The 16,309-nt window shown below is 67.6% G+C and carries 12 protein-coding genes; 5 read left to right on the forward strand and 7 right to left on the reverse strand.

All coding sequences use genetic code 11. The features are described 5' to 3' along the window. The first annotated feature begins 98 nt into the window (after positions 1-98). Positions 99-1,709 (forward strand): NAD(P)/FAD-dependent oxidoreductase, encoded by a 1,611-nt coding sequence (locus SR870_RS09605; protein WP_322517741.1) that lies wholly within the window; start codon positions 99-101, stop codon positions 1,707-1,709. 157 nt (positions 1,710-1,866) lie between these two features. On the opposite strand, the gene SR870_RS09610 is transcribed toward SR870_RS09605, so the two are convergent. Continuing rightward, positions 1,867-2,178: a hypothetical protein gene (locus SR870_RS09610; RefSeq protein ID WP_322517742.1), complete on the reverse strand. Its 312-nt coding sequence runs from the start codon at positions 2,176-2,178 to the stop codon at positions 1,867-1,869. A 367-nt stretch (positions 2,179-2,545) separates the two neighbouring features. Here SR870_RS09610 and SR870_RS09615 point away from each other — a divergent pair, with 367 nt between their 5' ends. After that, complete coding sequence (locus SR870_RS09615; protein ID WP_322517743.1) at positions 2,546-3,436, forward strand: 50S ribosomal protein L11 methyltransferase; 891 nt, start codon at positions 2,546-2,548, stop codon at positions 3,434-3,436. A gap of 3 nt (positions 3,437-3,439) precedes the next feature. Here SR870_RS09615 and SR870_RS09620 read toward each other — a convergent pair whose 3' ends face one another. Continuing rightward, entirely contained in the window at positions 3,440-3,637 is a 198-nt protein-coding gene (locus SR870_RS09620) for a hypothetical protein (RefSeq protein WP_322517744.1), read from the reverse strand. 176 nt (positions 3,638-3,813) lie between these two features. Here SR870_RS09620 and SR870_RS09625 point away from each other — a divergent pair, with 176 nt between their 5' ends. Further along, complete coding sequence (locus SR870_RS09625; RefSeq protein WP_322517745.1) at positions 3,814-5,643, forward strand: aminopeptidase P family protein; 1,830 nt, start codon at positions 3,814-3,816, stop codon at positions 5,641-5,643. A 283-nt stretch (positions 5,644-5,926) separates the two neighbouring features. After that, on the forward strand, positions 5,927-7,216 hold the full coding sequence (locus tag SR870_RS09630; protein ID WP_322517746.1) for a multidrug effflux MFS transporter: 1,290 nt from the start codon (positions 5,927-5,929) through the stop codon (positions 7,214-7,216). A gap of 297 nt (positions 7,217-7,513) precedes the next feature. On the opposite strand, the gene ligA is transcribed toward SR870_RS09630, so the two are convergent. Further along, positions 7,514-9,661 carry an NAD-dependent DNA ligase LigA gene (gene ligA / locus SR870_RS09635; RefSeq protein ID WP_322517747.1) on the reverse strand — a complete coding sequence of 716 codons (2,148 nt, stop codon included), beginning with the start codon at positions 9,659-9,661 and terminating at the stop codon, positions 7,514-7,516. Between the two features lie 190 nt (positions 9,662-9,851). On the opposite strand from ligA, the gene SR870_RS09640 reads away from it, so the two are divergent. Further along, on the forward strand, positions 9,852-10,139 hold the full coding sequence (locus SR870_RS09640) for a GIY-YIG nuclease family protein (RefSeq protein WP_322517748.1): 288 nt from the start codon (positions 9,852-9,854) through the stop codon (positions 10,137-10,139). Between the two features lie 172 nt (positions 10,140-10,311). Here the strand turns inward: SR870_RS09640 and recN are convergent, their stop codons facing one another. The 4 genes from recN to ftsZ form a co-directional block, all read right to left on the reverse strand. Beyond that, positions 10,312-11,997, reverse strand: coding sequence for a DNA repair protein RecN (gene recN / locus SR870_RS09645; protein WP_322517749.1), 1,686 nt, complete (start codon positions 11,995-11,997; stop codon positions 10,312-10,314). Between the two features lie 12 nt (positions 11,998-12,009). Further along, positions 12,010-12,915: an outer membrane protein assembly factor BamD gene (locus SR870_RS09650; RefSeq protein WP_322517750.1), complete on the reverse strand. Its 906-nt coding sequence runs from the start codon at positions 12,913-12,915 to the stop codon at positions 12,010-12,012. Positions 12,916-13,193: 278 nt separating this feature from the next. Next, positions 13,194-14,156: a UDP-3-O-acyl-N-acetylglucosamine deacetylase gene (lpxC, locus tag SR870_RS09655; RefSeq protein ID WP_322517751.1), complete on the reverse strand. Its 963-nt coding sequence runs from the start codon at positions 14,154-14,156 to the stop codon at positions 13,194-13,196. A 345-nt stretch (positions 14,157-14,501) separates the two neighbouring features. Further along, positions 14,502-16,295, reverse strand: a complete 1,794-nt coding sequence (gene ftsZ, locus SR870_RS09660; protein WP_322517752.1) for a cell division protein FtsZ — start codon at positions 16,293-16,295, stop codon at positions 14,502-14,504. Positions 16,296-16,309 lie beyond the last annotated feature (14 nt).

Raw genomic sequence — 16,309 nt, forward strand, 5'->3', positions numbered from 1 at the left:
GTCGCCGGGTCTTTGATATTCAATCCCTGATAACGGAGTGTGGACTCCGTGTGGCCGGCGCGGCGCAGGAGCCGCCGCCCGCCCCTCCTGGAACACCCATGTCCGATCCCGACGTGCTGATCATCGGCGCCGGTCACAACGGCCTCACCTGCGCCGCCTATCTGGCGCGGGCCGGGCTGAAGGTGAAGCTGGTCGAGCGCCGCAGCGTGGTCGGCGGCGCCGCGGTGACGCAGGAGTTTCATCCCGGCTTCCGCAATTCGGTCGCGGCCTACACCGTCAGCCTGCTCAACCCCAAGGTGATCGCCGACCTCGCGCTGGCCGAGCACGGGCTGCGCATCGTCGAGCGCCGGGCGCAGAATTTCCTGCCCGCCCCGAACGGCAAATACCTGCTGACCGGGGCGAAATACACCGCGAAATCGGTCGCGCATCTGAGCAAGCGCGACGCGGCGACGATCGACGGTTTCACTGCCGAGCTCGAGACCATTGCCGACGTGCTGCGGCATTTCGTGCTGCGCGCCCCGCCCAATCTCGTCGAGCGCTTCGGCGCGGGCGCGATCCGCGAAGGCTTGGCCGCGCTCGGCGCCGCCAACCGGCTGCGCGCGCTGACGCTGGAGCAGCAGCGGCTGCTGCTCGATCTGTTCACCTGCTCGGCGGGCGAGATGCTCGACGCGCGGTTCGAAAACGACCTGGTCAAGGCGCTGTTCGGCTTCGACGCCATCGTCGGCAATTACGCCAGCCCCTATGCGGCCGGCTCGGCTTACGTCATGCTGCACCACGCCTTCGGCGAGGTGAACGGCAAAAAGGGCGTCTGGGGCCACGCGATCGGCGGCATGGGCGCGATTTCGCAAGCGATGGCGGCCGCTGCCCGCGCCGCCGGCGCCGAAATCGAAACGAGCGCGGGGGTCCGCGAGGTGCTGGTCGAAAAGGGCCGCGTGGTCGGCGTCACCCTCGACGACGGCCGCATTGTGCGGGCGAAATACGTCGCCGCCAACGTCAATCCGAAGCTGCTCTACACCAGGCTGCTGCCGAAGGATGCGCTGCCGGTCGAGTTCCACCGGCGCATGCAGGCTTGGAAGAACGGCTCCGGCACCTTCCGGATGAACGTCGCTTTGTCCGGCCTGCCGTCGTTCAAGGCGCTGCCCGGAACCGGCGACCACCTCACCGCTGGCATGATCATAGCCCCCGGCCTCGACTACATGGACCGCGCCTGGAGCGACGCCCGCGCCCATGGCTGGAGCCGTGAGCCGGTGGTCGAGATGCTGATCCCCTCGACGCTGGACGACAGCCTCGCGCCGCCCGGCCGGCATGTCGCCAGCCTGTTCTGCCAGCACGTCGCGCCGCAATTGCCCGGCGGCGTGTCCTGGGACGACCGCCGCGACGAGGTCGCCGACCTGATGATCGCCACCGTCGACCGCTACGCCCCCGGCTTCGCCGCCAGCGTGCTCGGCCGCCAGATCCTGTCGCCGCTCGATCTCGAGCGCGACTTCGGCCTGCTCGGCGGCGACATCTTCCACGGCGCGCTCAGCCTGAACCAGCTCTTCTCCGCGAGGCCGATGCTCGGCCACGCCGACTATCGCGGCCCGCTGAAGGGCCTCTACCACTGCGGCAGCGGCGCCCACCCCGGCGGCGGCGTCACCGGCGCCCCCGGCCACAACGCCGCGGCGGCGATCCTCGCAGATCACCGCAGCCTGTTCACAAAGCGTGGATAAGACTGTGTGGAAGCCTGTGGACAGGCTGTGGAAAAGTGGCCGTTAAAGCTGTGCGCGAATCTGTTGAAGCACGGTGTGAATCGCGGGGAAAAGCTGTGGATGGGCTACCGCAAACGAGGCATCAATCCGCGCCTCCGGGACGGGACAGCTCGCGCCCTCACCCCTTCAGACACCGCCGCGCCTGATTGATCTGGGCCCAGGAATAGCCGTTCTTGACCGCCCAGGCGATCGACTTGGCTTTGCCGTGTTCGGCGACATGGTAGCGGATGGTAGCGCAATCGAGATTGGCCGCGGGCGGCGCGAAGGATTGCTGCTGCTGCAAGGACAGCGGCTGGTAGGACGGCTGCTGTTCCGCAACCGCTGCCGTCGTGCCGGCAAAGGAGCCGGCCAGGCACACCGCAACGACCGCGTAGATGCCGCCGCTGCGGGTCGACTTCGAAAATGAAACTACTTCGCCGGTATTGATCATTCGCCCTCATCGTTGGGTTGCGCTCTTGCCGAGCGCGGGAGGGGGCGCCGATGCTCAATGCAGCAGTCATGGACACGGGCACGTCATTGGCCCAGTCCGCACCACTCCTCCGGGGTTCTTAAAGCAGGAATCGTCAGGCCGATCCCCGCTCTGTGTCCCTTGGGACACAAATATGGCTTTTTGGTTACCAGCCGCATCTCAATTTACCACTCGAAAGTCCAATGGCCCCTCCCACGATACCGCAAGCGCCACCTTCAAGCCTGTGGGTAAGTCGTGGACAAACACCGGCTTTCGGGCGCAGAAGCTGTGGACATCGCGTTGAGACATTGCATCAACGGCGCCCGCCTCGCCAACCATCGGACCTGCCATGCCTGATCCCGCCCCCACCACCCGCGCCAGTTTCGTGATCGGCGACGAGGCCACCGCGCGCCGGGTCACCGACCTGCTCGGCGAGTGCTTCGACGAGGCCGAGATGGCGATCGCGGCGTTCGAGCGGCCGGACCGGAGCTGGGAGATCGCGCTGCATTTCGGCGAGCTGCCGAACCTCGACGGCATCCGCGATCTGGTCGCCCAGGCGGCCGGCGACGCCGCGGCGAAGGCGATGAGCGTCGAGACCATCGCGGCCAAGGACTGGGTGGCGGCGAGCCTCGAGGGGCTGGTGCCGGTGGCCGCCGGCCGCTTCATCGTCCATGGCCAGCACGATCGCGCCCGCATCCCGCCGAACAAGCTCGGCATCGAGATCGAGGCCGCGCTCGCCTTCGGCACCGGCCATCACGGCACCACCCGCGGCTGCCTGACGCTGCTCGATCTGGTGCTGCGCGCCGGCCCGCCGCGCAGCGTGCTCGACCTCGGCACCGGCACCGGCGTGCTGGCGATCGCCGCCGCCAAGGCGCTGCGCCAGCCGGTGCTGGCGACCGACATCGACCGGCAGTCGGTCGCGGTCGCCAGGGAGAACGCGCGGCTCAACGGCGTCGGCAATCTGGTTCACGCCGAATGGGCCACCGGCTTCGCCTCGCCGGCCTTTGCCGCCCATGCGCCGTTCGACCTGGTGCTGGCGAACATCCTCGCCAACCCGCTGCGCGCGCTGGCGCAGCCGATGTCCGAGCATCTGGCGCCGTCGGCGCTGGTGATCCTGTCCGGCCTGCTGCAGCCCCAGGCGCAAAGCGTGATCGCGGCCTATCGGGCGCGCGGCTGCGTGCTGCTGCGGCAGATCGTGATCGAGGGCTGGAGCAGCCTGCTGCTGGCAAAGACGTTCTGAGAACTACTTCCCGGGCGGCTTCGGGAAGCGGACATAGACGCCGTCCTTCGGCACCGCGCGCTTGCCGCGCGCCCCGGCCAGCCGATCCAGCATTTGAGTGATGACGCCGCGCTGCTTCTTGTCGGAGGGTTCGACATTCGCGCCTGGGTTCGGGTTCGGACGAACGGGCGCGGAAATCTTCTCGAACGAAAATGCAGGCATGTGTATCCCCTCATCGTTGAGTTGAGACACTCCCGGGTTTCTCCCGGACGCGTTATCAGAGTGCGTCGGCACTCGGGCCTGTTGCTTGCAGGCTCGATAAATCAAGCATAACTCGTGCCATAAGCAACGCTTTTCGCAGCACAATGTTTCGCCCAGCGATCGAGGAACAGGAATCGATGTTCGAAGCGCATTTCCAGACCTTCGAGGAGCCGGAAGGCGGCGTCGCCCTGACCGCGCGGCTCGCCGCATTCCGCGAAGAACTGGCGCGGAAGAAGCTCACCGGCTTCGTCGTTCCGCGCGCGGATCAGCAGCAAAACGAGTATGCGCCGGCCTCCGACGAGCGGCTGGCCTGGCTCACCGGCTTCACCGGCTCGGCCGGTCTGGCGGTGGTGCTGACCCACGAGGCGGCGGTGTTCGTCGACGGCCGCTACACGCTGCAGGCGGCCAAGCAGGTCGACACCAGGGCCTGGACGGTCGAGTCGCTGGTGGAACCGCCGCCGGAGCGCTGGCTGGAAGCGCATCTGAAAGACGGCGACCGCCTCGGATTTGATCCGTGGCTGCACACTTCTTCGGCAGTCGAGCGGATGCGGACCGCTTGCGCCAAGGCCGGCGCGGAGCTCGTCCCCGTCGACGGCAATCCGGTCGACGCGGTGTGGACCGAGCGCCCGGAGCCGCCGCTCGGCCAGGTCAGCATTCACGGGCTTGAATTTTCCGGCGAGAGCGAGAGCGCCAAGCTCGAGCGGATCCGCGGCGAGCTTGCGAAGCTCAAGGCCGACGCGCTGGTGCTGTCGGATTCGCACGCAGTGGCCTGGACCTTCAACATCCGCGGCGCCGACGTCTCGCACACGCCGCTGCCGCTGTCTTACGCGCTGGTGCCGCAAGACGGCCGGCCGACCATCTTCATCGACGCGCGCAAGCTGTCGAACTCGGCGCGCGACCACCTCGAACAGACCGCCCAGGTCGCCGAGCCCGCAGAGCTGGCGCCGGCGCTGCAGGCGCTCGCCCGCTCCGGCGCCGCGATCGCGCTCGACAGCGCCACCGCCGCCGACGCGCTGACGCGGCTGATCGATGAGGCCGGCGGCAAGCCGCTGCGCGGCGCCGATCCGGTGGCGCTGCTGAAGGCGGTGAAGAACGCGACCGAGATCGAAGGCACGAGGACCGCGCACCGCCGCGACGCCGTGGCGCTGGCGCGCTTCCTCGCCTTCATCGACCGCGAGGCGCCGAACGGATCGCTGACCGAGATCGACGCCGTCGAGGCGCTGGAGAGTTTCCGCCGCGACACCGGCGCGCTGAAGGACGTGTCGTTCCCGACCATCTCCGGCACCGGCCCGAACGGCGCGATCGTGCACTACCGCGTCACCCGCAAGAGCAACCGCCGCATCCAGCCGGGCGATCTGCTGCTGATCGATTCCGGCGCGCAGTATCAGGACGGCACCACCGACGTCACCCGCACGATTGCGATCGGCGAGCCGAGCGCCGAGATGCGCGACCGCTTCACAAGGGTGCTGCGCGGCCATATCGCAATCGCGCGTGCGGTGTTTCCCGACGGCGCCACCGGGGCACAGCTCGACACCCTCGCGCGGCAGTTCCTGTGGCAGGCCGGGCTCGATTTCGAGCACGGCACCGGCCACGGCGTCGGCAGCTATTTGTCGGTGCACGAGGGCCCGGCGCGGATCTCCAAGCTCGGCACCACGCCGCTGAAGCGCGGCATGATCCTGTCCAACGAGCCCGGCTACTACAAGACCGACGGCTTCGGCATCCGGATCGAGAATCTCGAACTGGTGGTGGAGAAGACGATCGACGGCGCCGAGAAGCCGATGAACGGCTTCGAGACGCTGACGCTGGCGCCGATCGACCGAAGGCTGATCGACCTCGACATGCTGAGCCGCAAGGAACTGGCCTGGCTCGACGCCTACCACGCCCGCGTCCGCGCTGAAGTCCGCCCGCATCTCGACGGCCCGACCCAAGCCTGGCTCGACGCGGCGACGGCCCCGCTGGAGCGCTGATCGCCGCAATGGTCGCCGTCATTCCGGGATGCGCGCCTGCCGGCGCGCAGACCCGGAATCCAGAGGTTGTTGCGAAGAGAGATTCCGGGTTCGCGCTTCGCGCGCCCCGGAATGACGAACGAGAGGACGGTGCGCGCATCCCGGAATGACTGCCTGTGTCGGAGGTCGCCCCGCCCCTCCCCGCATAGCCTCATGCCGAAAACGGTCTGTGAACGATCCTGCGGCACGCTACAGTCTTCTCACACCGCACATCGATTTGCTGACCGGTCGGAACCGCCCCCGCATGCACGGCAAGACCGGCAGAACCTTCGCGATCGACCCCGGCCGGATCGACCGGCCGCCGTCGAAGCTGCTGCTGTTGCTGCTGGTGCTGATGAACGGCGCGGCGCCGATCGCGCTCTACATCTTCGTGCCGGCGCTGCCGGTGCTCGCCGGCGATTTCGGCAGCGACATCTCGGTCGCGCAGATGACGGTATCGCTCTACATGGTCGGGCTGGCGTGCTCGCAGTTGATCATGGGGCCGCTGTCGGACCGGTTCGGCCGCCGCCCGGTGCTGCTCGGCGGCTTGACGCTGATGGTCGCCGCCAGCGTCGGCTGCATCTTCGCCGAGACCCTGCCGCAACTGATCGCCGCGCGGTTCCTGCAGGCGCTCGGCGGCGCTTCCGGCATGGTGATCAGCCGCGCCGTCATCCGCGATCTCTACAGCCGCGACCGCGTCGGCGGCATGCTCAGCCTCGTGATCGCCGTGATGATGATCGCGCAGATGCTGAGCCCGCTGTTCGGCGGCGTGATCGAAACCGCGCTCGGCTGGCGCGCGATCTTCTACGTCGTCACCGCGGGGGCGATCGTCGTCACCGCGACGGTCGCACTGGCGCTGCCGGAGACCCGCCGCCGCCACGGCCCCGCCGCGCCGGGCGGCTTCCGCGGCGACGTCGGCGGCCTGTTCCGGAGCCGCGCCTTCATCGGCTACGTGCTGTGCCAGGTGCTGGCCTCCGCGATCATCTTCACCTTCGCCGGCGGCGGGCCTTACGTCGTGGTGACGCAGATGGGCCGCAGCTCGGCCGAATACGGCGCGTGGTTCGCGAGCTCCGGCTTCGCCTATCTGATCGGCAATTTGTTCTGCGTGCGGTTCTCGCCGCGCTACTCGCTCGACAAGCTGATCTGGTTCGGGCTGGCGATGCAGATCGGCGGCGCGGCGCTGAACCTGCTGTGGGGCGTGCTCGGCTGGAATCAGGTGCCGAGCTGGCTGTTCCTCACCCACATGATCATCATGTTCGGCAATGCCAGCGTGATGGCCAACGCCACCGCCGGCGCGATCAGCATAAGGCCGCAGGCGGCCGGCACCGCGTCCGGGCTGATGGGCTTCACCCAATTCGGGATCGGCTCGCTGTGCTCGCAATTCGGCGCGTATCTCGGCGGCCATTTCGCCACGCCGCTGCCGCTCAACATCGCCGTCGCTGCCCTCGCGCTGGCCTGCGCCGCCTCGATGATCTTCCTGGTCCCGCGCAGCAATCTGGTTCCGACGGAGGAGCTGATCGAGAAGGCCGAAGGCGAAGAACCGCCGGTGATGTGAGGGGTGGCTGCCGCTCAGCCACAAGCACACCGCACCAAGCACAGCACCGTCATCCTGAGGTGTGCGCCCTCTTCGGCGCGCCTCGAAGGATGCGGCGACGGGTCGTATGCGCGGCCCATCCTTCGAGGCCGCCGCAAGAGCGGCGGCTCCTCAGGATGACGTCCGGACTGGTGGGACGCCCGCCTCTCCCCGAGTCATTCCGGGGCGCTCACGAAGTGAGCGAACCCGGAATCTCGATCGGCAGAACACCTCGGGATTCCGGGTTCGCGAGCTGCGCTCGCGCCCCGGAATGACGCGTCAAGAGGTCAGCGCCAGCCACTCGTCCTCGGTCAGCACCGCGACGCCGAGGTCTTTTGCCTTGGTCAGCTTCGAGCCGGCGTCCTCGCCGGCGACGACGTAGTCGGTCTTCTTCGACACCGAGCCGGCGACCTTGGCGCCGAGCCGCTCCGCCGCCGCCTTGGCCTCGTCGCGGGTGAATTTCGTCAGCGATCCGGTGAACACCACGGTCTTGCCGGCGACGGCGGTGTCGCGCCGCGCCTGCTCGGCCGGCAGCACCTCTTTCAACTCCGCGAGCAGCGCACCCAGCGCCGCGACGTTGCGCGGCTCGGCGAAGAATTCGACCACCGCCGCCGCGACGACGTCGCCGATCCCGGCGATGTTGTCGAGGTCCTGATACGCCTCCGATGTGTTGCCCTCATCGGTCTGCCCTTCCGCCGCGGAGCGCATCGCCGCAAGGAAGGCATCCAGCGTGCCGTAGTGCCGCGCCAGCAGCTTGGCGTTGCCTTCGCCGACATGGCGGATGCCGAGCGCGAAGATCAGCCGGTGCAGTTCGATGGTGCGCCGCGCGTCGATCGCCGCGAACAGATTGCGCACCGAGGTTTCGCCATAGCCTTCGAGCAATTCGAGCTTCAGCTCGACGTTGCGCTTCTGCAGCGTGAAGATGTCGGCCGGCTCCTGCACCCAGCCCCTCTCGTGAAACAGCACGATCTGCTTTTCGCCGAGCCCGTCGATGTCGAAGGCCAGCCGCGAGACGAAATGCTTCAGCCGCTCCACCGCCTGCGCCGGGCAGATCAGCGCGCCGGTGCAGCGCCACACCGCCTCGCCCTCCTCGCGCACGGCGTGACTGCCGCATGCCGGGCATTTGTGCGGGAACTGATAGGGCGCAGCGTCGGCCGGCCGCTTGTCGAGCACGACGCTGACGATCTGCGGAATCACGTCGCCGGCACGCTGCACCACGACGGTGTCGCCCTCGCGGATATCGACGCCGTCGCGCAGCGGCGAGCCGTCATTGCCGAGGCCACGGATGTAGTCCTCGTTGTGCAGCGTCGCATTCTGCACCACGACGCCGCCGACCGTCACCGGCTGGAGCCGCGCCACCGGCGTCATCGCGCCGGTGCGGCCGACCTGGATGTCGATGGTCTCCAGCACGGTCGTCGCCTGCTCGGCGGCGAATTTATGCGCGATCGCCCAGCGCGGGCTGCGCGAGACGAAACCGAGGCGTTCCTGATAGTCGAGCCGGTCGACCTTGTAGACCACGCCGTCGATGTCGTAGGGCAGCGACGCGCGCTGCTCGCCGATCCGGCGATAGAACGCGAGCGCATCGGCGACGCTGGTACACAGCGTGATCTCGGGATTGACGACGAAGCCCGCCTGCTTCAGCCACGCCAGCATCTTGAACTGCGTCGCCTCCTCCATCGGATAGTCGCTCATCTCGCCCCAGGCATAGGCGAAGAATTTCAGCGGCCGCGACGCCGTGACCGCGACGTCCTTCTGCCGCAACGAGCCGGCGGCGGAATTGCGCGGATTGGCGAACACGGTGTCGCCGGCCTCTTCCTGCCGCTTGTTGAGCGCGAGGAAATCCTGCTTGAGCATATAGACCTCGCCGCGCAGCTCGCAGGCGGCGGGGATTGTCTTAGCCTTCAGCGTCGTCGGAATGTCCGCGATGGTGCGGACATTGGCGGTGACGTCCTCACCGGTGAAGCCGTCACCGCGCGTCGCCGCGCGCACCAGTTCGCCGCGCTCGTAGCGCAGCGACAGCGACAGCCCGTCGATCTTCGGCTCGGCGACGATCGCCGGCACGTCATCGAGCCGCAGGAAGCGCTGCACACGCTCGACGAATTCAGTCACCTCGTCGTCGGCGAACGCATTGCCGAGCGACAGCATCGGCACCGCGTGCTGCACCTTGGCGAAACCGCGGGCCGGCGCGGCCCCGACGGTCTGCGTCGGCGACGAATCGCTGACCAGCTCGGGAAATTTCTGCTCGATCGCCTCGAGCCTGCGCCGCAGCGCATCGTACTCCGCGTCCGAAATTTTCGGCGCGTCGTGCTGGTAGTACGCGCTGTTGTGCCGCTCGATCTCGAGCCGCAACCGCATCGCCTCCACCTTGGCTTTCGCTTTGGTGAGGGTGGCGACGTCGGGGGCGGTGGTTTTTGTCTTGGCCATCATTTGTCGACACTTTAGATTCCGGGTTCGCGAGCTCACGCTCGCGGTAGTGCCTCGAACCACGGGATTCCGGGTTCGGTCGCTTTGCGACCGCCCCGGAATGACGGTGTTCGGGACGAGACCTATCCGCGAGTCATTCCGGGGCGCTTGCGCAGCAAGCGAACCCGGAATCTCGCCGCGAGCGAGAGCATCGATGGCCTATTATGTCTATCTCCTCGCCAGTCGGAAAGACGGTCCGCTGTATCTCGGCGTGACCAACGACCTCGTCCGTCGGGTGTACGAGCATCGGACCAAAGCCGTGCCGGGTTTCACGTCGAAATACAACATCGCCAGACTGGTGTGGTTCGAAATCCACGACGACCCGATCTCCGCGATCACGCGGGAGAAGGAGATCAAGAAATGGCGGCGGGCGTGGAAGGTGGCGTTGATCGCGCGCGACAATCCGGGGTGGGAGGATTTGTTCGACACCATCGTTCAATGATCGGCGTCGGGGTGCCCTGAATCGCGGGATTCCGGGTTCGCTCGCTTCGCGAGCGCCCCGGAATGACGGTGTGTGTGGCACCCACCTCTCAACGAGTCATTCCGGGGCGACCGCCGCGTAGCGGCGGGCGAACCCGGAATCTCGGCCGCAGAAGCTGGGCGGCGCTTCGTTCTCACCCCGCCGCCTTGATCAGCCGATCCGCCGCCGCGCGTGCCTCGGCGGTGATCTCCGCGCCGGCGAGCATCCTGGCGATTTCTTCGCGGCGGTGGTCCTGTTCCAGGGCGCTGACGCGGGTGGCGACGCGTTTGCCTTTGTCGAGGGCGGCTTTGGAGATCAAGAGATGCTGGTCGGCGCGGGCGGCGACCTGCGGGGCGTGGGTCACGGCCATCACCTGCACCTTGGTGGCGAGCCGCGCCAGGCGTCCGCCGATCGCGTCGGCGACCGCGCCGCCGACCCCGGTGTCGATCTCGTCGAACACCAGCGTCGGCGCCGAGCCCTTGTCCGACAGCACCACTTTCAGCGCCAGCAGGAACCGCGACAGCTCGCCGCCGGAGGCGACCTTCATCATCGGCCCGGGCCGCGTGCCGGGGTTGGTCTGCACCCAGAATTCGACGCGGTCGATGCCCTGCGGTCCCGGCGCCGCGGCGTCGGCCTCGACCTGGGTCATGAATTTGGCGCGCTCCAGCTTCAGCGGCGCGAGTTCGCCGTTGACCGCCTTGTTGAGCTTGTCGGCGGCCTTGCTACGCGATGCGGAGAGCTTCGCCGCGGCGGCGCTGTAACGGCCATCGGCCTCGCCGGCGGCCTTCTCCAGGGCCACCAGCCGATCGGCGCCGGCGTCGATCAGCGCCACGTCGGCGGCGTATTGCGCGGCGAGCGCTGCGAGCCCGTCGACCGGCGTCGAATACTTCCGCGCAGCCGCGCGTAAGGCAAACAGCCGCTCCTCGATCCGCTCCAGTTCGAGCGGGTCGAAATCGGCGGCGGCGAGCGCGGCATTGAGATGCTGGTCGGCTTCCTCCAGCGCGTTGATGGCGGCGTCGATCGCCCGCACCGCCGGCTCGACGAGCTGCGGCGCGCTTCCGGCGCGGCGCTCCAGCCGGCGCACCGCGGCGGCGAGCGCGGCCACCGGCGAATGATGGCCGCCGACCGCCTCCTGCGCCTCACGCAGATCGGAGGCGATCTTCTCGCCCTGCATCATCCCGGTGCGGCGCTCGGCCAGCGACGTCTCTTCGCCGTCCTGCGGCGCCAGCTTCTTCAATTCGTCGGAAGCGTGGCGCAGATAGTCGGCCTCGCGCGCGGCGCGCTCCATGCCGGCGCGGTGGGCGTCGAGCGCGGCGCGGGCGCTACGCCGGCCCTCCCACAGCGTCTCCAGCGCGGTAACGTCCTTCTCCAGCCCGGCGAAGGCGTCGAGCAGCCGGCGATGGGTGGCGGCGTCGACCAGCGCGCGCTCGTCGTGCTGGCCGTGGATCTCGACCAGCGTCGCGCCGACCGATTTCAGGGTCTGCACGCTGACCGACTGGTCGTTGATGAAAGCGCGGGTGCGGCCGTCGGCGAGTTGAACCCGGCGCAGAATCAGTTCGCCGGAATTCTCGACATCGCGGTCGTCGAGGCCGTTGGCGGAGAGGATCGCGAAGGCGGGATGGCCGTTGGCCAGGTCGAAGGTCGCGGTCACCTGGCCGTGCTCGGCGCCGTGGCGGACCAGCGCGGCATCGCCGCGGCCGCCCAGCGCCAGCGCAAAGGCATCGAGCAGGATCGATTTGCCCGCCCCGGTCTCGCCGGTAAGCACGGCGAGGCCTCGGGAGAACTCGATATCGAGCCGCTCGATCAACACGATATCGCGGATCGACAGGCGCGAAAGCATGCGAGAAAAGTCCTATCCGAGACCGAGCTTCTTGAAGGACTTGCTGATCCAGGAGCCCTTGTTCTCGGTCGGTTCGAGTCCGCCGGACTTTACAAGATTATAAGCGTCTTTGTACCAGCGGCTGTCAGGAAAGTTGTGGCCAAGCACGGCGGCGGCGGTCTGCGCCTCGCCGACGATGCCGATCGCCATATAGGCCTCGGTCAGGCGCGCCAGCGCTTCCTCGACATGGCGGGTGGTCTGATAGCGCGTCACCACGGTCTTGAAGCGGTTGATCGCCGCGGCGTAATCGCGCTTCTCCATGTAATAGCGGCCGACGTCCATCTCCTTGCCGGCGAGCTGGTCGCGGGCGCCTTCCAGCTTCTGCTTGGCCTGGTTGGCGTATTCGGAGGTCGGATATTTGCGGATGACCTCCTCCAGCGCCGCGATCGCCTTCTCGGTGCGGCCCTGGTCGCGGGAGATGTCGGGGATCTGGTCGTAATGCGACGCCGCGATCAGATACTGCGCATAGGCCGCGTCCGGGCTGCCCGGGTGCAGCGTGACATAGCGCGTGGCGGCGCCGATGCAGCTATCGTAATCGCCGGCCTGATAGAACGAATAGGCCGACATCAGCAGCGATTTGCGCGCCCAGTCGGAATAAGGATGCTGGCGGTCGACTTCCTCGAACTTCTTCGACGCCGCCTTCGGGTCCTTCTCCTTGTTCATCAGGTACAAGCCCTCATTGTAGAGCTTGTCCGCCGGCTCGTCGTTGAACTTGTCTTCGTCCTTGGCCAGGAACTTGTCCCAGATCGCGCCGGTGCCGCAGCCGCCGAGCGGCAGCGCGAGCATCAACAGGCTGGCGACCAAGGGAAGGCTGCGCCAAAACCGATCGCTTCCGCGCAAGACCAGCCTGTTTCGCAGTCCGAGCCGCTGTGCCGACATCAATTCCAACCTGACATACTGGAGAACGGTGCGCCCCGGCATCCGATCGGGCCGCAATGGCGGAAACCACCGACCTGCCCCGAAGCATGGAGTCGACCTCCGGCTGTGTAGCCGAAAAAGGTTACGGGACCAACCGGGTACGCAGGCATTTCGCCGGGAATAAGGCGATCGGACGGCGGCGGCCGGCGGACACCAGCGGCCGGCCACCGGGGATGACATTGCAACGTTGGAGATGCAGCGCGAGCAGCCTCACGCCGTCGCCGGCAGGATCCGCCGGATCAGGACATATCCGGGCCGAACGCCGGGGCCACCATGCCGCCGGCCAGGCGGGTGACGGCTTCGGCGTGTCCCCGGACCGCGCGGCGCGCCGGCTCGGCTTCGATCACGCGGAAATTGGTGCGATCGGCCAGCAGCGCGGTCAGCACCGAATGGTTGAGCTTGTGGCCGCCCCGCATCGAGCGATAGGCGCCCAGGATCGGCAGGCCGGCCAGCGCCAGATCGCCGATCGCGTCGAGCAGCTTGTGGCGGGCGCATTCATCGGCGTAGCGCAGGCCTTCGGCATTGAGCAGCCGCTCGTCGTCGAACACCACCGAATTCTCGAACGACGCGCCGAGCGCATAACCCATTTCCCACAGCCGGGCGACGTCGCTCATGCAGCCGAAGGTGCGGGCGCGGGCGATTTCACGGCGAAAGGCTTCGGGTTCGACGCCGAGCGTATAATTCTGCTGGCCGATCACCGGATTGGCGAAGTCGATCTCGACCTCGACGCGGAAACCGCCGGTATAGGGGCGAAGTTCGCCGAACGACTCGCCATGCGAGACGCGGACCGGCTTGAGAACCTGGATGAAGCGGCGCGGCGCCGACTGCTCGCGGACGCCGGCCTGGTCGATCGCGGCGACGAACGGGGCGGCGCTGCCGTCCATGATCGGAACTTCGGGGCCGTCGACTTCGATCGTGGCATTGTCGATGCCCATGCCGCGCAGCGCGGCGAGAACGTGCTCGGCGGTCGAAACCAGCGGGCCGTCGCTGTCGCCCAGTACCGTCGCCAGTTCGGTGGCGACCACCGATTTGGCGTTGGCCTGGATTTCGCGATCGCCGCCGTCGAGACCGGTGCGGACAAAAATATAACCCGCGTCGATGGATGCGGGCCCAATGGTGAGGCTGGCCGGACGACCGGAATGGACACCTACGCCTGTGACCGTGGCTTGCGATCGCAGCGTTGTCTGCCGGCTGAATTTCATGCGTTATTGCCCACCAATGACCACCTGTCAGTCGGTACCGGACGATGCGTCCGGGCGACTCGACCGTGTGTCCCCAAGTCCCGAGAAACCATAGCACTGCCTCAAAGAGCGCCAACTCACGCTTTTTTACGGATTGTTACCCCAACTCCGCCGCATTACCGCCGCCGCCTCCTCGAATTCGGACTCAATCGTGGCGAAGCCGCACTGGGTCCCGAACGCGGGATTTCATTTTTCATAACTTAAATCAAAGACTTGCTTGAAAATTGCGGACTTCGCACCGCACAAAACAATGACCCCGGAAGTTGCCTTCCGGGGTCATGTCATCGTCAGAAATGAGGCATCGGATCAGTTCGCCTGCCGCCGCAGGAAGGCGGGGATATCGAGATGGTCGTCGCCCTGTGGCGGTTGGGCAACAGGCGCCGGACGACCATGGACGTCGAGACCCTGCGGCGCCGGACGCTTGGCGTATTCCGAGACCGGATCATGGGCCGCCATCTGGTCGGCGATGCTGCGCTGCGGACGGCGCTCCGGCAGCGACGGCATCTGCGGCATGGCGGGCGCGGCAGCGCTCCGGACCGGAGCGGCCGGCTCGGATTCATCTTCGCGACGGCTGAGGCCATTGGCAAGACGCTGCAGCAGCGACAGCCGGGTCTTCTGCGGCTCGTCGTCGAACTCGCTGCGGGCGGCCTGACGGATCTCGTTCTGGGCGGGAACCGGCAGTTCGTCGAACCGCGGCATCCGCGGCGCGCGCAAGGCGGCGCGGTCGGGTTGCTGCGGGATGAAGGCGTCCGGGGTTTCCGGCTCCTCGTTCACCGCGCGGGCCGGCTCGACGTCGGGGAACAGCGACGGCTTCTGCGGGATCGGACGGACCGTGACGTCGCCATAGGACGCGGACTGGACCGGCGCCTGAGCGACCTCCTGAGCCGGCATCTGCTCGTTGCTGACGGCGGCGGCGATCGCGGCGAGCGCGGCGCGCTCGACATTGGCGGCGCGCGCCACCGGCGCGGCGGCGGACGGAGCCGGCGCAGCAGCAGCCTGCGCCGCGCGGGCGGCGGCGGCTTCGGCGATGCGCAGATTGTCGGCGCGCAGCTTGGCAGTCAGTTCAGCCAGACGGCTGTCAGCCGGCGCAGCATTGGAAGCCGCGCCGGCCGCGGCTGCGTTCCGCGACAACTGCGCCTGCTCGATGCCGGTCGCCACGACCGAGACCCGGATGATGCCGTCGAGGCTCTCGTCGAAGGTGGCGCCGACGATGATGTTGGCGTCCTGGTCGACTTCTTCGCGAATACGAGTCGCGGCTTCGTCGACTTCGAACAGCGTCAAATCCTTGCCGCCGGTGATCGAGATCAGGAGGCCGCGGGCGCCCTTCATCGAGGAATCGTCGATCAGCGGGTTGGCGATCGCGGCTTCGGCGGCGGTCAGCGCGCGCTTCTCGCCGGAGGCTTCGCCGGTGCCCATCATCGCCTTGCCCATCTCGCGCATCACGGCGCGGACGTCGGCGAAGTCGAGGTTGATCAGCCCTTCCTTGACCATCAGGTCGGTGATGCAGGCGACGCCCGAATACAGCACCTGGTCGGCCATCGCGAAGGCGTCGGCGAAGGTGGTCTTCTCGTTGGCGACGCGGAACAGATTCTGGTTCGGGATGATCAGAAGGGTGTCGACCACCTTGTGCAGATCGGCGATGCCGGTCTCGGCGGTCCGCATCCGGCGCGCGCCTTCGAAGTGGAAAGGCTTGGTGACGACGCCGACGGTGAGGATGCCCATCTCGCGGGCCGCCTTGGCGATCACCGGGGCCGCGCCGGTGCCGGTGCCGCCGCCCATGCCGGCGGTGACGAACACCATGTTGGCGCCGGTGAGATGATCGCGAATCTCGTCAATGACTTCCTGCGCTGCAGCGGAGCCGACGTCGGGCTGCGAGCCGGCGCCGAGGCCCTGCGTCACCTGGGTGCCCATCTGAATCAGCCGCTGCGCTTTCGACATCGTCAGCGCCTGCGCGTCGGTGTTGGCGACGACGAAATCGACGCCGTCGAGCCCGGCGGTGATCATGTTGTTGACCGCGTTGCCGCCGGCGCCGCCGACGCCGAACACGGTGATCCGGGGCCGCAGCTCGCGAATGTCAGGAACGTTGAGATTGATGGTCATGAGTTGCCTCTCGA

Source organism: Rhodopseudomonas palustris (assembly GCF_034479375.1).
Taxonomy (GTDB): Bacteria; Pseudomonadota; Alphaproteobacteria; order Rhizobiales; family Xanthobacteraceae; genus Rhodopseudomonas; species Rhodopseudomonas palustris_M.